At 38.7% G+C, this 17,626-nt stretch carries 18 protein-coding genes and 1 riboswitch; all 18 genes read left to right on the forward strand.

The window, feature by feature from the left end; all coding sequences use genetic code 11:
* Positions 1-33: 33 nt before the first annotated feature.
* The 18 genes from PLANO_RS04825 to PLANO_RS04900 all read left to right on the forward strand — a co-directional run bounded on the left by PLANO_RS04825 (position 34) and on the right by PLANO_RS04900 (position 17,590).
* Positions 34-846 carry a MetQ/NlpA family ABC transporter substrate-binding protein gene (locus PLANO_RS04825; RefSeq protein WP_038703368.1) on the forward strand — a complete coding sequence of 271 codons (813 nt, stop codon included), beginning with the start codon at positions 34-36 and terminating at the stop codon, positions 844-846.
* A gap of 154 nt (positions 847-1,000) precedes the next feature.
* Entirely contained in the window at positions 1,001-2,173 is a 1,173-nt protein-coding gene (locus PLANO_RS04830) for a dicarboxylate/amino acid:cation symporter (RefSeq protein ID WP_038703369.1), read from the forward strand.
* A gap of 98 nt (positions 2,174-2,271) precedes the next feature.
* Complete coding sequence (locus tag PLANO_RS04835; RefSeq protein WP_038703370.1) at positions 2,272-2,796, forward strand: hypothetical protein; 525 nt, start codon at positions 2,272-2,274, stop codon at positions 2,794-2,796.
* Between the two features lie 203 nt (positions 2,797-2,999).
* The gene (locus PLANO_RS16070; protein ID WP_197053110.1) at positions 3,000-3,155 is read left to right on the forward strand and encodes a YuzK family famiily protein; all 156 of its coding nucleotides are present in this window, start codon (positions 3,000-3,002) and stop codon (positions 3,153-3,155) included.
* Positions 3,156-3,427: 272 nt separating this feature from the next.
* On the forward strand, positions 3,428-4,210 hold the full coding sequence (gene sufC, locus PLANO_RS04840; protein WP_331429111.1) for a Fe-S cluster assembly ATPase SufC: 783 nt from the start codon (positions 3,428-3,430) through the stop codon (positions 4,208-4,210).
* An 18-nt stretch (positions 4,211-4,228) separates the two neighbouring features.
* On the forward strand, positions 4,229-5,533 hold the full coding sequence (gene sufD, locus PLANO_RS04845) for a Fe-S cluster assembly protein SufD (protein ID WP_038703371.1): 1,305 nt from the start codon (positions 4,229-4,231) through the stop codon (positions 5,531-5,533).
* On the forward strand, positions 5,533-6,762 hold the full coding sequence (locus PLANO_RS04850; protein WP_008497707.1) for a cysteine desulfurase: 1,230 nt from the start codon (positions 5,533-5,535) through the stop codon (positions 6,760-6,762). The genes sufD and PLANO_RS04850 overlap by 1 nt, the downstream gene beginning before the upstream one ends.
* The gene (gene sufU / locus PLANO_RS04855; protein WP_038703372.1) at positions 6,752-7,192 is read left to right on the forward strand and encodes a Fe-S cluster assembly sulfur transfer protein SufU; all 441 of its coding nucleotides are present in this window, start codon (positions 6,752-6,754) and stop codon (positions 7,190-7,192) included. Before PLANO_RS04850 ends, sufU begins: the two co-directional genes overlap by 11 nt.
* A gap of 20 nt (positions 7,193-7,212) precedes the next feature.
* The gene (sufB, locus tag PLANO_RS04860; protein ID WP_038703373.1) at positions 7,213-8,610 is read left to right on the forward strand and encodes a Fe-S cluster assembly protein SufB; all 1,398 of its coding nucleotides are present in this window, start codon (positions 7,213-7,215) and stop codon (positions 8,608-8,610) included.
* A 156-nt stretch (positions 8,611-8,766) separates the two neighbouring features.
* Positions 8,767-8,952, forward strand: a complete 186-nt coding sequence (locus PLANO_RS04865) for a hypothetical protein (RefSeq protein ID WP_038703374.1) — start codon at positions 8,767-8,769, stop codon at positions 8,950-8,952.
* A 354-nt stretch (positions 8,953-9,306) separates the two neighbouring features.
* On the forward strand, positions 9,307-10,167 hold the full coding sequence (locus PLANO_RS04870; RefSeq protein WP_038703375.1) for a DUF72 domain-containing protein: 861 nt from the start codon (positions 9,307-9,309) through the stop codon (positions 10,165-10,167).
* On the forward strand, positions 10,167-10,994 hold the full coding sequence (locus tag PLANO_RS04875) for a sulfite exporter TauE/SafE family protein (protein WP_038703376.1): 828 nt from the start codon (positions 10,167-10,169) through the stop codon (positions 10,992-10,994). Before PLANO_RS04870 ends, PLANO_RS04875 begins: the two co-directional genes overlap by 1 nt.
* A gap of 12 nt (positions 10,995-11,006) precedes the next feature.
* Entirely contained in the window at positions 11,007-12,350 is a 1,344-nt protein-coding gene (locus PLANO_RS04880; protein WP_038703377.1) for a bifunctional metallophosphatase/5'-nucleotidase, read from the forward strand.
* Positions 12,351-12,421: 71 nt separating this feature from the next.
* A riboswitch (Lysine riboswitch) is annotated at positions 12,422-12,603 on the forward strand.
* Between the two features lie 107 nt (positions 12,604-12,710).
* Positions 12,711-14,288 carry a Na+/H+ antiporter NhaC family protein gene (locus tag PLANO_RS04885; RefSeq protein WP_038703378.1) on the forward strand — a complete coding sequence of 526 codons (1,578 nt, stop codon included), beginning with the start codon at positions 12,711-12,713 and terminating at the stop codon, positions 14,286-14,288.
* Between the two features lie 191 nt (positions 14,289-14,479).
* Positions 14,480-16,000 (forward strand): sodium-dependent transporter, encoded by a 1,521-nt coding sequence (locus PLANO_RS04890; RefSeq protein WP_038703379.1) that lies wholly within the window; start codon positions 14,480-14,482, stop codon positions 15,998-16,000.
* 15 nt (positions 16,001-16,015) lie between these two features.
* Entirely contained in the window at positions 16,016-16,147 is a 132-nt protein-coding gene (locus PLANO_RS15945; protein ID WP_156108885.1) for a methionine/alanine import family NSS transporter small subunit, read from the forward strand.
* A 142-nt stretch (positions 16,148-16,289) separates the two neighbouring features.
* Complete coding sequence (lipA, locus tag PLANO_RS04895) at positions 16,290-17,213, forward strand: lipoyl synthase (protein ID WP_038703380.1); 924 nt, start codon at positions 16,290-16,292, stop codon at positions 17,211-17,213.
* 14 nt (positions 17,214-17,227) lie between these two features.
* A complete protein-coding gene (locus PLANO_RS04900) occupies positions 17,228-17,590 on the forward strand; it encodes a YutD family protein (protein ID WP_038703382.1) in 363 nt (120 codons plus the stop codon).
* The last annotated feature ends 36 nt before the right edge of the window (positions 17,591-17,626 follow it).

Genomic DNA, 17,626 nt, shown 5'->3' on the forward strand with positions numbered 1-17,626 from the left:
TCTATAAATAACACACTAAAAGGAGAGATCGAGATGAAGAAATTTGTAGTAGGAACAGCGTTAACAGCATTGGTATTAGCCGGATGCGGAAATGGTGGAGCTAGCGAAGAAGAATCGAAGACATTGCGCGTAGGAGCTTCTAACGTGCCACACGCTGAAATTTTAGAACAAGCAAAACCAATTCTTGAAGAACAAGGAATCGAGCTAGAAATTGAAACGTATCAAGATTATATCTTGCCGAATAAGGATTTAGAGTCTGGTGAAATTGACGCGAACTATTTCCAAACGGTGCCCTACTTAGCGTCTCAAGTAGCTGATAATGGTTATGAGTTTGAAAATGCTGGAGGGATTCACATCGAGCCAATCGGTGTTTATTCACAAGAATATGCTTCTCTTGATGAACTACCACAAGATGGAACCATCTTGATGAGCAACTCGGTATCAGATCATGGTCGTATTTTATCGATGCTTGAGGCAGAAGGCTTAATCACATTAGCAGAAGGTGTAGAGAAAACAGCTGCCGAAGTAAGTGATATTGTCGAAAATCCAAAAAATTTACAGTTTGAGGCAGACTACGAAGCAGCATTACTTGTTCAATTGTATGAATCTGGTGAAGGTGATGCTGTCCTAATCAACTCGAACTATGCAATTGATGCTGGCATCAGCCCATTAGAAGATTCAATTGCAATTGAATCTTCGGATTCGCCATATGCAAACATTATTACTGTGCGTGCTGGTGATGAAGATAACGAAAATGTGAAAGCATTAGTGGAAGTGTTAACATCCCAGGAAATCCAAGATTTTATTTTGGAAGAATGGGGCGGTTCAGTAGTACCAGTAGATTAATAACGAGTAAGGCATCCGAAAGGGTGCTTTTTTTATTTTGTCAAAACAATAAAAATATTTCGTGTTTTCTTATAAACCTTACAATTCAAAGATGTCTGTGCTATTTTTGAATAATAAAAAAAGAAACAAATGTTCATATGAGGGGGACAGGTGGATGAAGGTCAATTTTGGTTTATTGCCACGTATAGTTGTGGCGATCGTTTTAGGAGTACTTGTTGGTTTAGTTGCACCAGAATGGCTAGTGCGTGTTTTTGCAACATTCACATCAATTTTTGGTAATTTCTTAAACTTTGTTGTGCCGCTAATTATTCTTGGGTTTATTGCTCCAGGAATTGCGAAATTAGGAAAAGGTTCTGGTAAATTACTAGGACTCGCAACGGGTATTGCTTACGCATCGACTATTACAGCTGGTGTTTTAGCATTTTTTGTGGCAACAACTGTATTGCCTAATTTTATGAAGCAAGGTTCACTAAGCAATTTGGAAGATCCTGAACATGCATTAGCGTCTTCGTTTATTGCACTTGAAATGACACCTGTTTTTGGTGTTATGGCTGCTTTGATTTTGGCATTTTTATTAGGTATTGGTATGGCATCAACAGGAAGCAAAACAATGGTATCGTTTTTCGATGAGTTCCAAGCAATTATCGAAAAAACGATTTCATACATCATTATTCCACTATTACCGTTCCATATTTTCGGAATATTTGCCAATATGGCCTATGGTGGAGCTGTGTTTGAAATCTTGTCGTTATTTGGGATTGTCTTCATAATGATCATAATTCTTCATTGGACAATGTTAACGCTACAATATTCTGCAGCAGGTGCTTTAAAAGGTAGAAATCCATTTTCGATTTTAAAAACAATGATGCCTGCTTATTTCACAGCATTAGGAACACAGTCTTCTGCAGCTACAATTCCAGTTACTTTGCGTCAAGCTCGTAAATCTGGAGCGAACGAACGTGTAACTGACTTTACAGTGCCATTGTTTGCAACAATTCATTTATCAGGGAGTACAATTACATTGGTTTCTTGTGCGATCGGTGTTGTTCTATTAACAGGTGGAGTGCCATCATTTGGCAGCTTCTTCCCATTTATTCTAATGCTTGGCGTTACGATGATTGCGGCACCAGGAGTTCCAGGAGGAGCTGTAATGGCAGCAATCGGCTTACTACAAAGTATGCTCGGATTTGACGAAACAATGGTAGCGTTAATGATCGCACTTTATTTAGCACAAGATAGCTTTGGTACTGCTGCGAACGTTACAGGAGACGGTGCATTAGCGCATATTGTTGATCGGTTCACAAACGGCCGTAAAAGTTTAAATTAATCAATAAAGTCTGTCGATTCCGACTATTCCCAAATGCTATTCTATTGGTAATTATTGTGTTATTATAACGTTGATATTACATAATAGGGGGAACCATCATGAAGAAATTATGGGCAATCGGATTAACTGCAACGTTCTTATTAACGGCCTGTGCTGAAGAAGAGTCAACTGAACCAAAAGAAACTACTAGCACTGAAAAATCTGATGACACTTCAGAAGTTAAAAAAGAAATGATGAAATTCTACATGTCTATTCCAAACACAATCAATGCTGTAGATGCAGATTTAAATACGTTTGAAATAAATCAAGCAGAAGAATCTTTACCAGAAGGTGAGGAACTGCAAGCAATGAAAGATGCAGCAATTGCGTCTAGTAATGAAGCAGTAAAAGCAGTCGACTCATTAGAAATTCCAGAAACTTTAAAAGATCAAGAAGAAAAAATCTCTTCAGCATTCACAGCAATGCGTGAATCATATGATTTGAAAGCTGAAGAGTTAACAAAAGAAACGCCTTCTTTTGAAGCAGCAAATGAAAAATTCAATGAAGCAGATACTCAATTAAATGAATTATTAGAAGAACAAGGTCTAGCTGCTTCTAGTATTTATAACGAAGTATCACAATAATAGTTAATCCTTTGACGGACAAGCGTCAAAGGATTTTTTTATTGAGTAGATATAAGACAATAGTTCTATTTTCTGATTAATTAGACTATTTAGGTGTTTATTTAATATTGAATGGGGTATACTTACCAATGTAAATCTTTAAAACCCAAGATTGAAAGGAATGGTTCATTATTGAATCGAACGGAATAGACAAGACGGAGAAAATGGAACAGGCATTTAGAAATGCACATGGTTTCGGAATTGATGAGTATCAAAATGACACAGATAAAATTCTTGAAGTAGAACAGCGCCGTGAACAAGATTATCAGCTAGGTCAAAAAGTAGCCAGCCAGATCGAACGGCAAGTTCATAGAGATTAAATTTAGCATATAACAGTGTAAAGCCAGCATCATTAGATGCTGGCTTTTTTATTGATAGAAATTCTCAATTACCATTCTTTTATTGAAAAAATATTAGCATGACAGTTATCATGCCTATCTTTTGTAAATAAGTGAGAAATCCAGTATTCTAAATTGATTTTCCTTTGTTTTATAAGTAGTTTAATGATTTGCTAGTAATGTGAATATGGGTTAAGATTAGAATGATACTAATTAAGGATGGTTCGCCATCCCAATATTAACTTTATGGAGGTATATACATGTCAACTTTGGTCATTAAAGATTTACACGTTAAAATCGAAGACAAAGAGATTTTAAAGGGTGTAGACTTAACAATTAATACAGGTGAAATTCACGCAATCATGGGACCTAACGGGACTGGTAAATCTACATTAGCATCAGCTATTATGGGTCACCCAAAATATGAAGTAACTCAAGGAACAATTACACTTGACGGTGAAGATGTTCTTGAAATGGAAGTTGACGAACGCGCTCGCGCAGGTCTTTTCCTTGGTATGCAATACCCAAGTGAAATTTCTGGCGTAACAAACGCTGACTTTATGCGTTCTGCAATGAATGCACGTCGCGAAGAAGGCGATGAAGTTTCATTAATGAAATTTATCCGTGAACTAGACAGCAAAATGGAAGTTCTTGATATGGAACAGGAAATGGCGCAACGTTACTTAAACGAAGGTTTCTCGGGTGGGGAAAAGAAACGTAATGAAATTTTACAACTTATGATGATCAAACCAAAAATTGCTGTTCTAGATGAAATTGACTCTGGACTTGATATCGATGCGCTAAAAGTAGTTTCTGAAGGTATTAATCAAATGAGAAGCGAAAACTTTGGCTGCTTAATCATTACGCATTACCAACGTCTACTAAACTACATTACGCCTGATCACGTTCACGTAATGATGCAAGGTCGCGTTGTTAAATCAGGTGGAGAAGAACTTTCTCACAAACTAGAAGCTGAAGGTTACGACTGGATCAAAGCTGAACTTGGTATTGAAGACGAGACTGTAGGACAAGCATAATTGAAGGGAGAGACTAGCATGACGGTTGAAACAAATTTAAAAATGACCGAGCAGGACGTGCGCTCCTTTTCAGAAATGAATGGTGAACCTTCGTGGTTTACTGAGCTTCGTCTTCGTTCGTTTGGTGAAGCGCAAAGCTTGCCATTACCAAAACCAGATAAAACGAAAATTCTTAGCTGGAATTTCACTGACTTTCCAGTTCATACAGTAGAAAGTTCAACTTTCAATTCTATTGAGGATTTAACAGAAGATGTTAAAGCTATCGTAGATTTAGAACAAAAAAACCTTTATATCCAACATAATAATACGCCTGCATTTTCACGCATTTCTGAAGATCTTGCAGCACAAGGTGTTATTTTGACGGATATTTTTACAGCTCTACGTGAACATGGCGATTTAGTCAAAAAATACTTTATGACTAATGGCGTGAAAACAGATGAGCATAAATTGACGGCGTTAAACGCTGCATTGATGAACGGTGGAGCATTCCTTTACGTGCCAAAAAACGTCGTTGTAGAAGAGCCCGTACAAGTGGTCTTTTATCATGACGATGCAGAAGCTTCATTGTTTAACCACGTAATCGTTGTTGCAGATACAAGCAGTAAAGTAACTTATGTGGAAAACTATTATTCTACAGTTCCACATGCAAATGGCTTGGCTAACATCGTTTCAGAAGTTTTTGCTGAAGATAACGCTCAAATTACGTACGGTGCGGTAGATACGCTAGCAGAAGGGTTTATTACGTATGTAAACCGCCGTGGTATTGTTGCACGTGATGCACGCATTGAATGGGCTTTAGGCATGATGAATGATAGCGATACAATTTCTGAAAACACAACACACTTGATCGGCGATAATTCTTTCGGTGATACGAAAAGTGTTGTAGTTGGACGTGGGTCGCAAAAACAAAACTTTACAACTCAAGTTGTTCATTGGGGTAAAGATTCAGAAGGATTTATTTTGAAGCATGGTGTTATGAAAGATTCAGCTTCTTCAATCTTTAACGGCATTGGTAAAATTGAACACGGTGCAACAAGATCTAACGCAGTACAGGAATCACGTGTATTGATGTTAAGTGAAAAAGCACGTGGCGATGCAAACCCAATTCTTTTAATCGATGAAGATGATGTAACAGCAGGACATGCGGCATCAGTTGGTCGTGTAGATCCACTTCAATTGTATTATTTGATGAGCCGCGGTATTACAAAACAGGAAGCTGAACGTCTTGTTATTCACGGTTTCTTGGCACCAGTAGTTCGAGTGTTGCCAATCGAAGGCGTTAAAAAGCAATTGACGGAGGTTATCGAAAGGAAAGTCCGCTAATGATCAACAAAGAGATAAAAAGCTATTTTCCAATACTCAACCAAGAAATAAATGGTCATCCACTGGTTTACTTGGACAGTGCCGCTACTTCACAAAAGCCGGTTCAAGTCATTGAGGCCTTAAAATCTTATTATGAATTAGATAATGCCAACGTACACCGAGGTGTTCATACACTTGGGAATCGTGCTACTGAACATTATGAAGGTGCACGTGAAAAAGTTCGGAAATTCATTAACGCTAATTCGATGGAAGAAATTATTTTCTTACGAGGAACGACAACCGCTATGAATCTTATTGCGCAAAGCTACGGCAGAGCCAATGTTCAAGAAGGCGATGAGATTGTCATTACCTATATGGAACATCATTCTAATATTATTCCATGGCAACAATTAGCGAAAGAACGTGGAGCCATTTTAAAATATGTTGAGCTTGAAAAAGACGGCACGATTTCGTTAGAGCAAGTCCGCGCAGTCGTGACGGAGCGAACAAAAATCGTCTCAATGGTTTATGTCTCGAATGTTCTTGGTACGATGAATCCAGTAAAAGAAGTTGCACAAATTGCGCATGAAAATGGAGCAGTTATGGTGGTTGATGGTGCTCAAGCAGCGCCACATCTGAAAATAGATGTTCAGCAATTGGATTGTGATTTCTTTGCATTTTCTGGTCACAAAATGTGTGGACCAACTGGTATCGGCGTTCTTTACGGCAAAAAAGAGTTATTGAATAATATGGAACCTGTAGAATTTGGTGGAGAAATGATCGATTTCGTTGGTTTATACGATTCGACATGGAAAGAACTGCCTTGGAAATTTGAAGGCGGTACACCAATTATTGCAGGTGCAGTTGGTTTAGGTGCAGCTATAGATTTTCTTAACGAGATTGGGTTAGATGAAATTGAGAAGCATGAACATCAAATGGCTGCTTACGCAATGGAAAAAATGAACTTGATCGAAGGATTAGATATATATGGACCAACCGACCCACAAAAACGTGCGGGTATTGTGACGTTCAATTTGAACGACGTTCATCCGCATGATGTCGCTACTGTCTTAGACATGAGCGGAATCGCGGTTCGTGCAGGTCATCACTGTGCGCAACCTTTAATGAAATGGCTGGAAGTTTCAGCTACAGCACGCGCTAGCTTCTATTTATACAATAACGAGTCAGATGTTGACCGTTTAGTAGAAGGGCTGCGTTCGGCAAAGGAGTATTTCAACGATGTCTTCTAATAACTTAGACCAATTATACCGACGCGTTATTATGGATCATTACAAAACGCCCCGCAATAAAGGGACGATTGAAAATGATAGTGTTAGTATTGAGATGAACAATCCGACCTGTGGAGATCGCATCCAACTGACTTTGCAGGTCGAAGACGGCATAGTCAAAGATGCGAAGTTTGACGGTGAAGGATGTTCGATTTCAATGGCTTCTGCTTCGATGATGACGCAAGCTGTCAAAGGGCAGAAAATTGATACGGCATTAAAACTTTCCGGTATCTTTTCAGATATGATGCTTGGTAAAGAGTACGATGATTCGATTGATCTTGGTGATATTGAAGCTTTACAAGGCGTCTCTCAATTTCCAGCCCGTATAAAGTGTGCGACTTTGGCTTGGAAAGCTATGGAAAAAGGCGTGCAAAACGAAGAAAAATCGTAACATAGAACGGAGGAACGACGATGGCGAAAAAAATGCCGGAAATCGGTGATTATAAATATGGGTTCCACGACAAAGATGTTTCAGTATTTAGATCTAAAAGAGGTCTGACTGAAGATATCGTAAGAGAAATTTCGAAGATCAAAGAAGAACCAGAATGGATGCTCAAATCTCGTCTAAAAGCATTGAAATTGTTTTATTCAATGCCAATGCCACAATGGGGCGGCGATTTAGGTTCACTAAACTTTGATGAGATTACGTATTACGTAAAACCATCTGAAGCGAGCCAAACTTCATGGGATGAAGTGCCTGAAGAAATCAAACGTACCTTTGATAAATTAGGAATTCCAGAAGCAGAGCAAAAATATTTAGCGGGTGTATCAGCTCAATATGAGTCTGAAGTTGTTTACCACAACATGAAAGTTGAATTAGAAGACATGGGTATCGTCTTTAAAGATACGGGTTCTGCACTTCGTGAGAACGAAGATCTTTTCAAAGAATACTGGCAGTCAGTAATTCCAGCGGCAGACAATAAGTTCGCTGCGTTGAACACGGCAGTTTGGTCTGGTGGATCGTTTATTTATGTGCCAAAAGGCATTAAAGTAGAATCACCACTTCAAGCTTACTTCCGTATCAACTCGGAAAACATGGGCCAATTTGAACGTACATTGATTATTGTGGATGAAGGCGCAAGCGTTCATTACGTAGAAGGTTGTACAGCTCCTGTTTACACAACGAACTCACTTCACTCAGCTGTTGTTGAGATCATCGTGAAAAAAGATGCTTATTGCCGTTATACAACGATTCAAAACTGGGCAAACAACGTCTTTAACCTTGTAACGAAACGTGCATTTGTGTACGAAAACGGGACAATGGAATGGATTGATGGCAACATCGGTTCGAAATTGACGATGAAGTACCCGGCTGTTTACTTGAAAGGCGAAGGCGCACGTGGCATGACATTGTCAATCGCAATCGCTGGTAAAGGTCAGCATCAGGATGCTGGAGCAAAAATGGTTCACTTGGCTCCAAATACGTCTTCTTCAATTGTTTCGAAATCAATTTCAAAACAAGGCGGGAAAGTAACGTATCGCGGAATCGTTCATTTTGGACGCAAAGCAGATGGCGCACGTTCAAACATTGAATGTGACACATTAATCATGGATAACCAATCTACTTCTGATACAATTCCATACAACGAAATCTTAAACGATAACGTTTCACTGGAACACGAAGCAAAAGTTTCAAAAGTGTCTGAAGAGCAATTGTTCTACTTGATGAGCCGTGGTGTTTCTGAGCAAGAAGCAACAGAAATGATCGTAATGGGCTTTATCGAACCATTTACAAAAGAACTTCCAATGGAATATGCGGTAGAAATGAACCGTTTAATCAAGTTCGAAATGGAAGGCTCGATCGGTTAATAAATTTACATGTAACCCTTGGTGTGATCGTTTTCACGCCAAGGGTTATTTTTTATGCATAGCTTTAAATACGCAATTAATCAATTATTATAGTTTGAATTATTGTTTAATGGGTATAAGAAGAGAGTAGATAATTTTATAGGAGGAATGTTGAATATGAGTCAAAAATTCGATGCATTAAAAGAAAAGTTGAGTAATGCTGACTTAAGCGAAGCAAAAGAAGTATTGGCACAAGCAAAAGAGGCTTATGATGATGGACAAATTGATGAAACTGAAAAGAAAGAATTGATGGATTCTGCAAAATCCGTAATTACGAAAAAAGGGATAGGCGGGCTATTCTAAGTTTAAAAATTTAAGTGGTCTATTACGAATAAGCTTTGGCGTGTTTTATTACGCCAAAGCTTATTTTTTATGGGTTCAATGGGCTCTATAATAATTTTAGAAAGTACAATTGTTTCTGTAAGTTGTTTATAGTCTAGTTAAAGAAGTGTCACTAATCCATGTGTTAGCATACAACTAAAAAATAGGTGATCCCGCAGTCGTTTCTTTTTAAATAACAGGAAGACAATGTACCAAGAAATAGTACTCAAATTACTCATTTTAGATAAGCTCTTAGAAGGTAAAAGTCTCTTTAAAATAAGACGTTCTATTTGTTCTATGTTATCATAAAATAATAACGAAAATGGGGGCGGGACTATGATTTATGTAGGTTTGACGGGTTGGGGAGATCATCCGGATGTCTATAGCCCGAGCTCAAAGAAAACAGATAAATTAAGTGATTATAGTGCTCATTTTCCAATTGTTGAATTGGATTCTTCCTTTTATGCGGTTCAACCAGAACGGAATATTCGTAAGTGGATTGCGGAAACACCTGAACAATTTCAATTTGTCGTAAAAGCTTATCAAGGCATGACCGGTCATCTGCGTGGTGAAAACCCATTTGAGTCACGTGATGCCATGTTTGAAGCATTTAGTAAATCTGTACAACCTCTAAAAGAGGAAGGCAAACTAGCTATGGTGTTACTACAATTTCCACCATGGTTTGATTGTCAAAAAGAAAATGTTGAACAGCTTCGGGAAATTATCGATCGTCTTAAAGAATTTGATTTGGCAATCGAATTTCGCCATCAGTCTTGGTATGCTAATGCGATGAGTGCAAAAACGGTAGATTTTCTTCGGGACAATAATCTTATTCACTCGGTTTGTGATGAACCACAAGCAGGTGAAGGGTCTATTCCGCTTGTACCAATAGCTACTAGGAATGATAAAGTGTTACTGCGTATTCATGGTCGTAACGTCCACGGCTGGGTAAATCCTGGGGGTGGGCAAAACTGGCGAGAAGTTCGTTATTTGTATGATTACAATAACGAAGAGCTTGAGGAAATTAGTGCGGTCGTAGAGTCATTAACTAAGACTACTGAAAATGTTTATGTCGTTTTTAATAATAACTCAGGGGGACATGCAGCAGGTGATGCCAAGCAGTTCCAAAAGATGAATGGTTTAACATTTGATGGGTTATCACCAAAGCAAATGGATTTATTTGAAGGAGGATTTTAATGGTTTTCATCGTTATGGCAGTTGTTGGAGTACTATCCGGCATACTGGGTGCCCTAATTGGATTGGGTGGGGGCGTTATATTGGTGCCTGCTCTACTATTTATGGGGACTAGCTTTGCATTTTTCCCTGAACTTTCACCACAAAAAATCGTTGGACTGTCGGTTATCATGATGATTTTTACAGGACTTTCTTCAACCTTAGCCTATATGAAAGTTCGAACAGTCGATTACAAAAGTGGATTTATTTTCTTTGCAGGAAGTGCACCGGGGACAATTGTCGGTGCTTTTATTAATAAAAATTTAGATTTGCCATCTTTCAATTTATATTTTGGCATTCTTCTAGTTTTCCTGTCAATACTCCTACTGTTACGCGATCGTCTCAAAGCCGTTCGGTGGTTTGTGGACAATGGTCGCAAAACAACATTTATAGACAAACAAAATAAAGAGTACATTTACGGTTACCCGATTTGGTTTGCATTGTTATTAACATTTTTTGTAGGAGTTGCATCTGGATTGTTTGGAATCGGTGGCGGTTCTATTGTTGTACCGGCAATGATTCTGTTGTTTTTATTTCCTCCTCATGTTGCTGTTGGGACGTCAATGCTAATGGTTTTTCTATCAGCACTTGTCAATTCGGTTACACATATCTCATTAGGGAACGTTCCTTGGATATACACACTCGCAGTTGTGCCAGGTGCTTATATCGGTGCAAAAGTTGGTGCAGCGTTAAACAAACGTCTCAATTCAGAAGTATTAGTAACTATTCTACGAATTGTGCTTCTCGTGCTTGGGCTACGTTCAATTTACGAAGGAATATTCAGCAGTTAAAGAGGTGTTTTCATGAGTGAAACGATTCATATTTATCATACAAATGATTTGCATAGTCATTTTACAAATTGGCCGCGTATAAAGTCATTTTTAGCAGAACGAAAAAGATGGCACGAAGAAGAAGGCGATGTTTGTCTTGTTTTGGATATTGGCGACCATGTTGATCGCTCTCATCCTTATACAGAAGGTACAGCTGGTAAAGGCAATGTTCAATTGCTAAACGAAGCAAATTACGATGCGGTCACAATCGGTAATAACGAAGGTATAACGTTGTCGAAAGATGAGTTGGATGATTTGTATGTTCAGGCTAAGTTTGATGTTGTGGTTTCAAATCTATTTGATTTGCAAGGCAACCGACCAAAATGGGCAAAACCATACAAAATTATTCAAACAGCAAGTGGGACACGTATAGGTTTGATTGGTGCTACTGCTGAATTTACTCCGTTTTACCGCAAACTGGGATGGCAAATCACCGACGCGAAAAGAGCCATCATTCAATCGGTAGAAGAAATTAAAGACAAAACCGATTTGATTGTTTGTTTGTCTCATTTAGGCATTAAAGAGGATGAGTTATTGGCAGAACTTTGCCCGCAAATTAATATTATTTTAGGTGCGCATACTCATCATGTTTTTCATGATGGAAAATGGCAAGGTAATACATTACTTGGCGCTGCTGGGAAATTCGGATTTTTTGTTGGTCATATTACAGTAGAGAAGGATTTCAAAAAAACTTCTGCTCGATTAGTTGAAGTATCCAGACTATGCGAAGTTCAAGAAAAGTTCGATGAACATCTCATTGAACAAGGAAGAATTCAAATGAATGAACTTGTATTTCGGAGTGATAAAGAGTTGAAAGCAGAATGGTTCAAGGATTCAGAGCTTGCAACTTTATTTGGTGAAGCGATGATTGAATTTACAGGTGCTGATTGTGCACTATTCAATGCGGGAATATTTATGGAAGACTTACACGAAGGAGAAATGACACGTTATAACTTTCACAAGATGTTGCCACATCCCATCAATCCATGTGTCGTCGAGCTAAGTGGTGCAGAGCTAAAAGAAATTTATTTGCAATCCTTGAATTCTGAATGGCCTCAACTTGAGTTAAAAGGAATGGGATTCCGAGGAGCGGTGTTTGGCAAAATGATTCATTTAAATATGGAGCTTATTGATCGCCGTTTATATATAGGGGACCGAAGAGTTGTACATGATCAAATTTATCAGTTGGTTACATTAGACATGCTGACATTCGGCTATTTTTTCCCGAGTTTGAAAAGAGCTAGGAAAACATATTATATGCCAGAATTTCTACGTGACGTGTTTGGTCAATATTTTCGTAGTAAAGCATTAAAGTAGTAGAGGCGGTTAGAATAAACATTCAGTTGATATTAGCGTGAATTTGGGCTATGCTTAAAAGGAAAGTTATAATGGTGGGTAGAGGCTGCAAAACTGATCAGTAGGGTGCGCGAGTTTGACCGCGTTGAACGTATCTGAAAGGAAGTTTTGCCGAAATTTACTTCTTATGGTCATAAGAAGTAGGTTGGGGGCATTCTGAAAAAGAATGTCACTGTCATTTAAGCAATTGCTTAAATGGAGGGCTACAGGGTTGTTTGATGTTTTACCGCACAGACGAATTGTAGAAAGCTGACTTTATCCAACTGGAGAGGTCAGCTTTTTTTTCTCAATTTCACCCATCAAAAATAAGGAGGAGTTAATATGGAGAATACGATTTTTTCGATTTTGCCACCGATTATTGCAATTGTAATGGTCTTACTAACACGTCGCGTCCTTTTATCGTTAGGCGCAGGGATTGTGGCAGCAGCTATTATTCTTACATGGTTTGCACCACTAGAAGCCTTACAGGAACTTTTCACATCATTCGCAATTATTTTTTGGGATGGCGGATTTAACGCCTATAACGTCTTTATCCTTTTGTTTCTCTTACTGTTAGGTGTAATTACGGCATTTGTTAGTCTCTCAGGAGGCAGTCATGCTTTCGCTGAATGGGCATCAACTCACATTAAATCTCGCCGTGGTGCAAAAGTATTAACAGTTGTTCTTGGCATGGTCATCTTTATCGATGATTATTTCAACGCATTGGCTGTTGGACAAGTAGCGCGTCCGATTACGGACAAATACAAAGTTTCACGTGCCAAGCTGGCTTACTTTATCGATTCGACTGCAGCACCTGTCTGTGTGGTGTCACCCGTATCAAGTTGGGGAGCAGCGATTATCGGTATCATTGCAACGATTTTAGCAGGTCAAACTTTCGTGGAATATTCTGCACTTGAGGCATTTCTTTGGATGGCACCAATGAACTTTTATGTAGTCGCTTCTCTTGCTATCGTCTTTTTCGTCGCAGTTCGCGATGTTGATTTTGGTGAAATGAAAAAACACGAAGTACTAGCTATTTCTAAAGGACAGCTTTTCGATCCTGAAAAAACAATTCCGGGCGAAATGAAAGAGGAATTTCCGACTCATTCACATGGTCATGTGAGAGATTTGTTACTTCCTATTTTGCTGTTGATCGTCGGAACGGTAGTTGCGATGATTTGGACGGGCTACCAAAATGCTGGCCAAGTGGTTGATATTTGGTTGATTTTTGAAAATACAGATGTGCCGGCTTCACTATTGGTAGGCGGACTTCTTGGAGCATTAACCTCTATAATTCTTTATTCGCTTCAAATGAAAGTTAATAAAACAGCCAACTTGGGTTGGATTGGCAAAGGAATTTGGGCTGGAATCAAGTCCATGATGGGAGCAGTATTAATCCTGGTATTCGCTTGGTCATTAACTTCCTTGATCGGTTCATTAGAAACAGGAACATACTTAGCTGGTGTCGTTTCTGACGGCAATGTCCCTACAGCGATTTTGCCAGTTCTGTTATTTGTTTTAGCAGGAGTTATGGCTTTTTCTACTGGAACGTCATGGGGCTCTTTTGGTATACTTTTACCGATTGCTGGAACAATTATGATCGAAGCAGAGCCTGCGCTATTATTGCCAGCACTATCTGCAGTTTTAGCAGGAGCAGTATTCGGTGATCATTGTTCACCGATTTCTGATACGACTATCTTGTCTTCAACAGGAGCAGGAAGTAATCATATGGACCATGTCTTAACCCAAATACCTTACGCATTAACTGCTGCTGGTATCGCTGCAATCGGGTACATTGTCATAGGTTTCACTGGTTCTTTGTTACTGTCATTAGGTGCTGTACTAATCGTTCTAGCAGTACTGTTTGTAGTATGGTCCCAACGGACAACTATTATTGAAAAACAGCAAAATAATTTATAGAAGTAAGGCAGAGGAGCTTATCCTCTGCCTTTTTACTTTTGCTACAATAGTTTTTTTCAATTAAATTTCGAAATCATCTTTACATTAAAGCGCTCTCTCGGTATACTAATTTTAGATTAGTAAATAATCTGAAAACAAACAAAATTCCTATTTTTATGTAAAAAGAATGGGAATACTAAGGGGGAAGAGAGATGGAACGTTCGCAATGGGGTACACGTGCCGGTTTTATCATGGCAGCCGTCGGCTCTGCAGTAGGTTTAGGTAACATTTGGCGTTTTCCATATGTTGCGTATGAAAATGGTGGGGGTGCCTTTTTTATACCATACCTATTTGCATTATTGACTGCCGGTATACCAATATTAATTTTAGAATTCACGATCGGCCATAAGTATAGAGGGTCAGCACCGTTATCATTTTTCCGAATGGGCGGTAGAAAATTAGAGTGGCTTGGTTGGTGGGCAGTGTTTGTGTCCTTTGTTATATCCGTGTACTATGCCGTTATTATTGCTTGGGCAATGCGCTATACTATTTTTTCTTTCAATCAGGCATGGGGTACAGATACACAAGACTTCTTATTCAATGAATTTTTACAACTTACAGTTAGTCCAGGGCAAACAGGTGGGATTGTCTGGGGTGTGTTTATTCCTTTAGTTCTTGTTTGGGCGATTACACTCGGGATTTTACTTGCCGGTGTTAAAAAAGGAATTGAAATGGCTAACCGAATTTTCATCCCAACGTTAGTTATTATTTTCTTAGCAGTGGTAATTCGAGCAATTACACTAGATGGTGCTTTGATTGGATTGGAAGCGTTTTTCCAACCTGATTTTACTGCCATTATGAATCCATCGGTTTGGGTCGCAGCTTATGGACATATCTTCTTTAGTTTATCTGTAGCATTTGCGATCATGATCACTTATTCATCGTATTTACCGAAGAAATCAGATATCACGAATAATGCATTTATTACAGGGTTTGCTAACTCAAGCTTTGAATTACTTGCAGGTATCGGAATTTTCGCAGCACTTGGATTTATGGCGACACAACAAGGAGTTCCAGTTTCTGAAGTAGCTTCAGCGGGTGTCGGCTTAGCATTTGTTGTATTCCCACAAATCATTAATGAGTTCCCAAGTTTTAATGGATTGTTTGGATTCCTATTCTTCCTATCGTTAACACTTGCTGGATTGACATCATTAATGTCAATTACAGAAACGTATGTTGCTGGATTCACTGAGAAATTCGGAATTTCACGCAGAAAAGCTGTTGTATTTGGTGGCGGACTTGCGGCTCTAATTTCAATTTTATTCGCAACTCAAGGTGGATTATTCTTCCTAGATCTTGCAGATTACTTTATCAACCAATTTGGTGTTGCTGCAGTCGGTTTAGTGGAAGTTGTGTTAGTTGTTTGGGTATTCCGCAAAGCAGACTTACTTAAAGCTCATGCAAACGAAATTTCAGATATTCATCTGGGTGCATGGTGGAAAGTCAGCCTCGGAATTATCACGCCAATTGTCTTAGGCTATATGATGTTTGGGTTACTGAAAATGAACATTTTACAAGAGTTTGATACGGAAACAGGTAACTATGAAGGATATTCTAACATGTTTACTTTATCAGGCGGCGTAGCAGTAGCTTCGGCTGCAATAGTATTCGGTATCCTATTCTCTATTGCAAAATGGCATAAAAATCAAGGTGAATATGACGAGCGTAGTTAAAAGGGGGAGTAGCATATGTCAACAAGTTCAATCGTAGTTATGATTATTGGTATGGTTTTAGTTTGGGGAGGTTTAGCTGCCAGTATTTTTCACGCAGTTAATACCGGCAAAAAGAAACGTAATTCAAGCGCTACAAATAACCTATAAAATAAAAGCCCGGAAACGAAAAGTTTCCGGGCTTTTCTATGGATTTGGAGCACGATGGCAACTTGTGAGGAACAGAGCTTTATGATACATTTGGAATTGAATTAGATTCCTATTCAAATCAGATAGACAGGGGAAGATGTGCATGTCAGAAAAAAAAGAACATCTTAGAAAGCCTGATTGGTTAAAAATTAAATTAAACACCAATGAAAACTATACAGATTTAAAGAAAATGATGCGAGAAAACAACTTAAATACGGTTTGTGAAGAAGCAAAATGTCCAAATATCCATGAATGCTGGGGAACGCGAAGAACGGCAACTTTTATGATTTTAGGAGCAATTTGTACAAGAGCTTGCCGTTTCTGCGCAGTCAAAACAGGATTGCCAAATGAGTTAGATCTACAGGAACCAGAACGTGTAGCAGCATCTGTAAAAATGATGAACTTAAAACATGCAGTCATCACAGCAGTTGCACGAGACGATTTAAAAGACGGTGGTTCAACAGTTTTTGCTGAAACAATTCGAGCGATCAAACGTGCTAATCCATTTACAACAATCGAAGTTTTGCCGTCTGATATGGGTGGAGTCTATGAAAACCTTGAACGACTAATGGATGCTAAACCAGATATTTTAAACCATAATATCGAAACTGTACGTCGACTTACACCGAGAGTTCGTGCACGTGCTAAATACGATCGATCACTTGAGCTGTTAAAGCGTTCAAAAGAAATGCATCCGGAAATTCCAACAAAATCTTCGTTAATGATTGGCTTGGGAGAAACGAAAGAAGAAATTATTGAAGTAATGGATGATTTGCGCGCGAACGATGTCGATATCATGACAATCGGTCAGTATTTACAGCCGACAAAAAAACATTTAAGTGTACAAAAATACTATTCGCCAAAAGAATTCAAGGAACTCTGGGAAATTGCGATGACCAAAGGGTTTTCTCATTGCCAAGCAGGTCCGTTGGTTCGAAGCAGCTATCATGCGGATGAGCAAGTCAATGCAGCTGCTAAAGAGCGTCAGCGTCTCGGCGATATACAAACAGCTGCTATAAACAGCTAATGGATGGTGAAAATATGATTACATTGGATCAATGGCAATATGATATACTAATTGACCACCGAGAAGGCTTTAAAGAAGAAGCAATAACTACTCGTTACAGCGAAATTTTATCGAAATATGATTATATATTAGGTGACTGGGGCTATGGACAATTACGGTTAAAAGGATTTTTTGAAGACATAAATCACAAGGCGACTTATGATACGAAAATAAGTACGCTGCAGGACTACCTTTACGAATACTGCAATTTTGGCTGTGCCTATTTTGTTATAAAAAAAGTTGGAAAAGCAACTCCTCCAATTGAAGAAGCAGAACAAGAAGTAAAAGAAGTACAAGAATTAGAACCAGAAGTACAAACTCTCGAAGCAGACGTTTAATCTGCTAGAGGGTTTTTTTTATGCATTATGATATGA

Origin of the sequence: Planococcus sp. PAMC 21323 (assembly GCF_000785555.1) — a bacterium.
In the GTDB taxonomy this organism is placed as follows: Bacteria; Bacillota; Bacilli; order Bacillales_A; family Planococcaceae; genus Planococcus.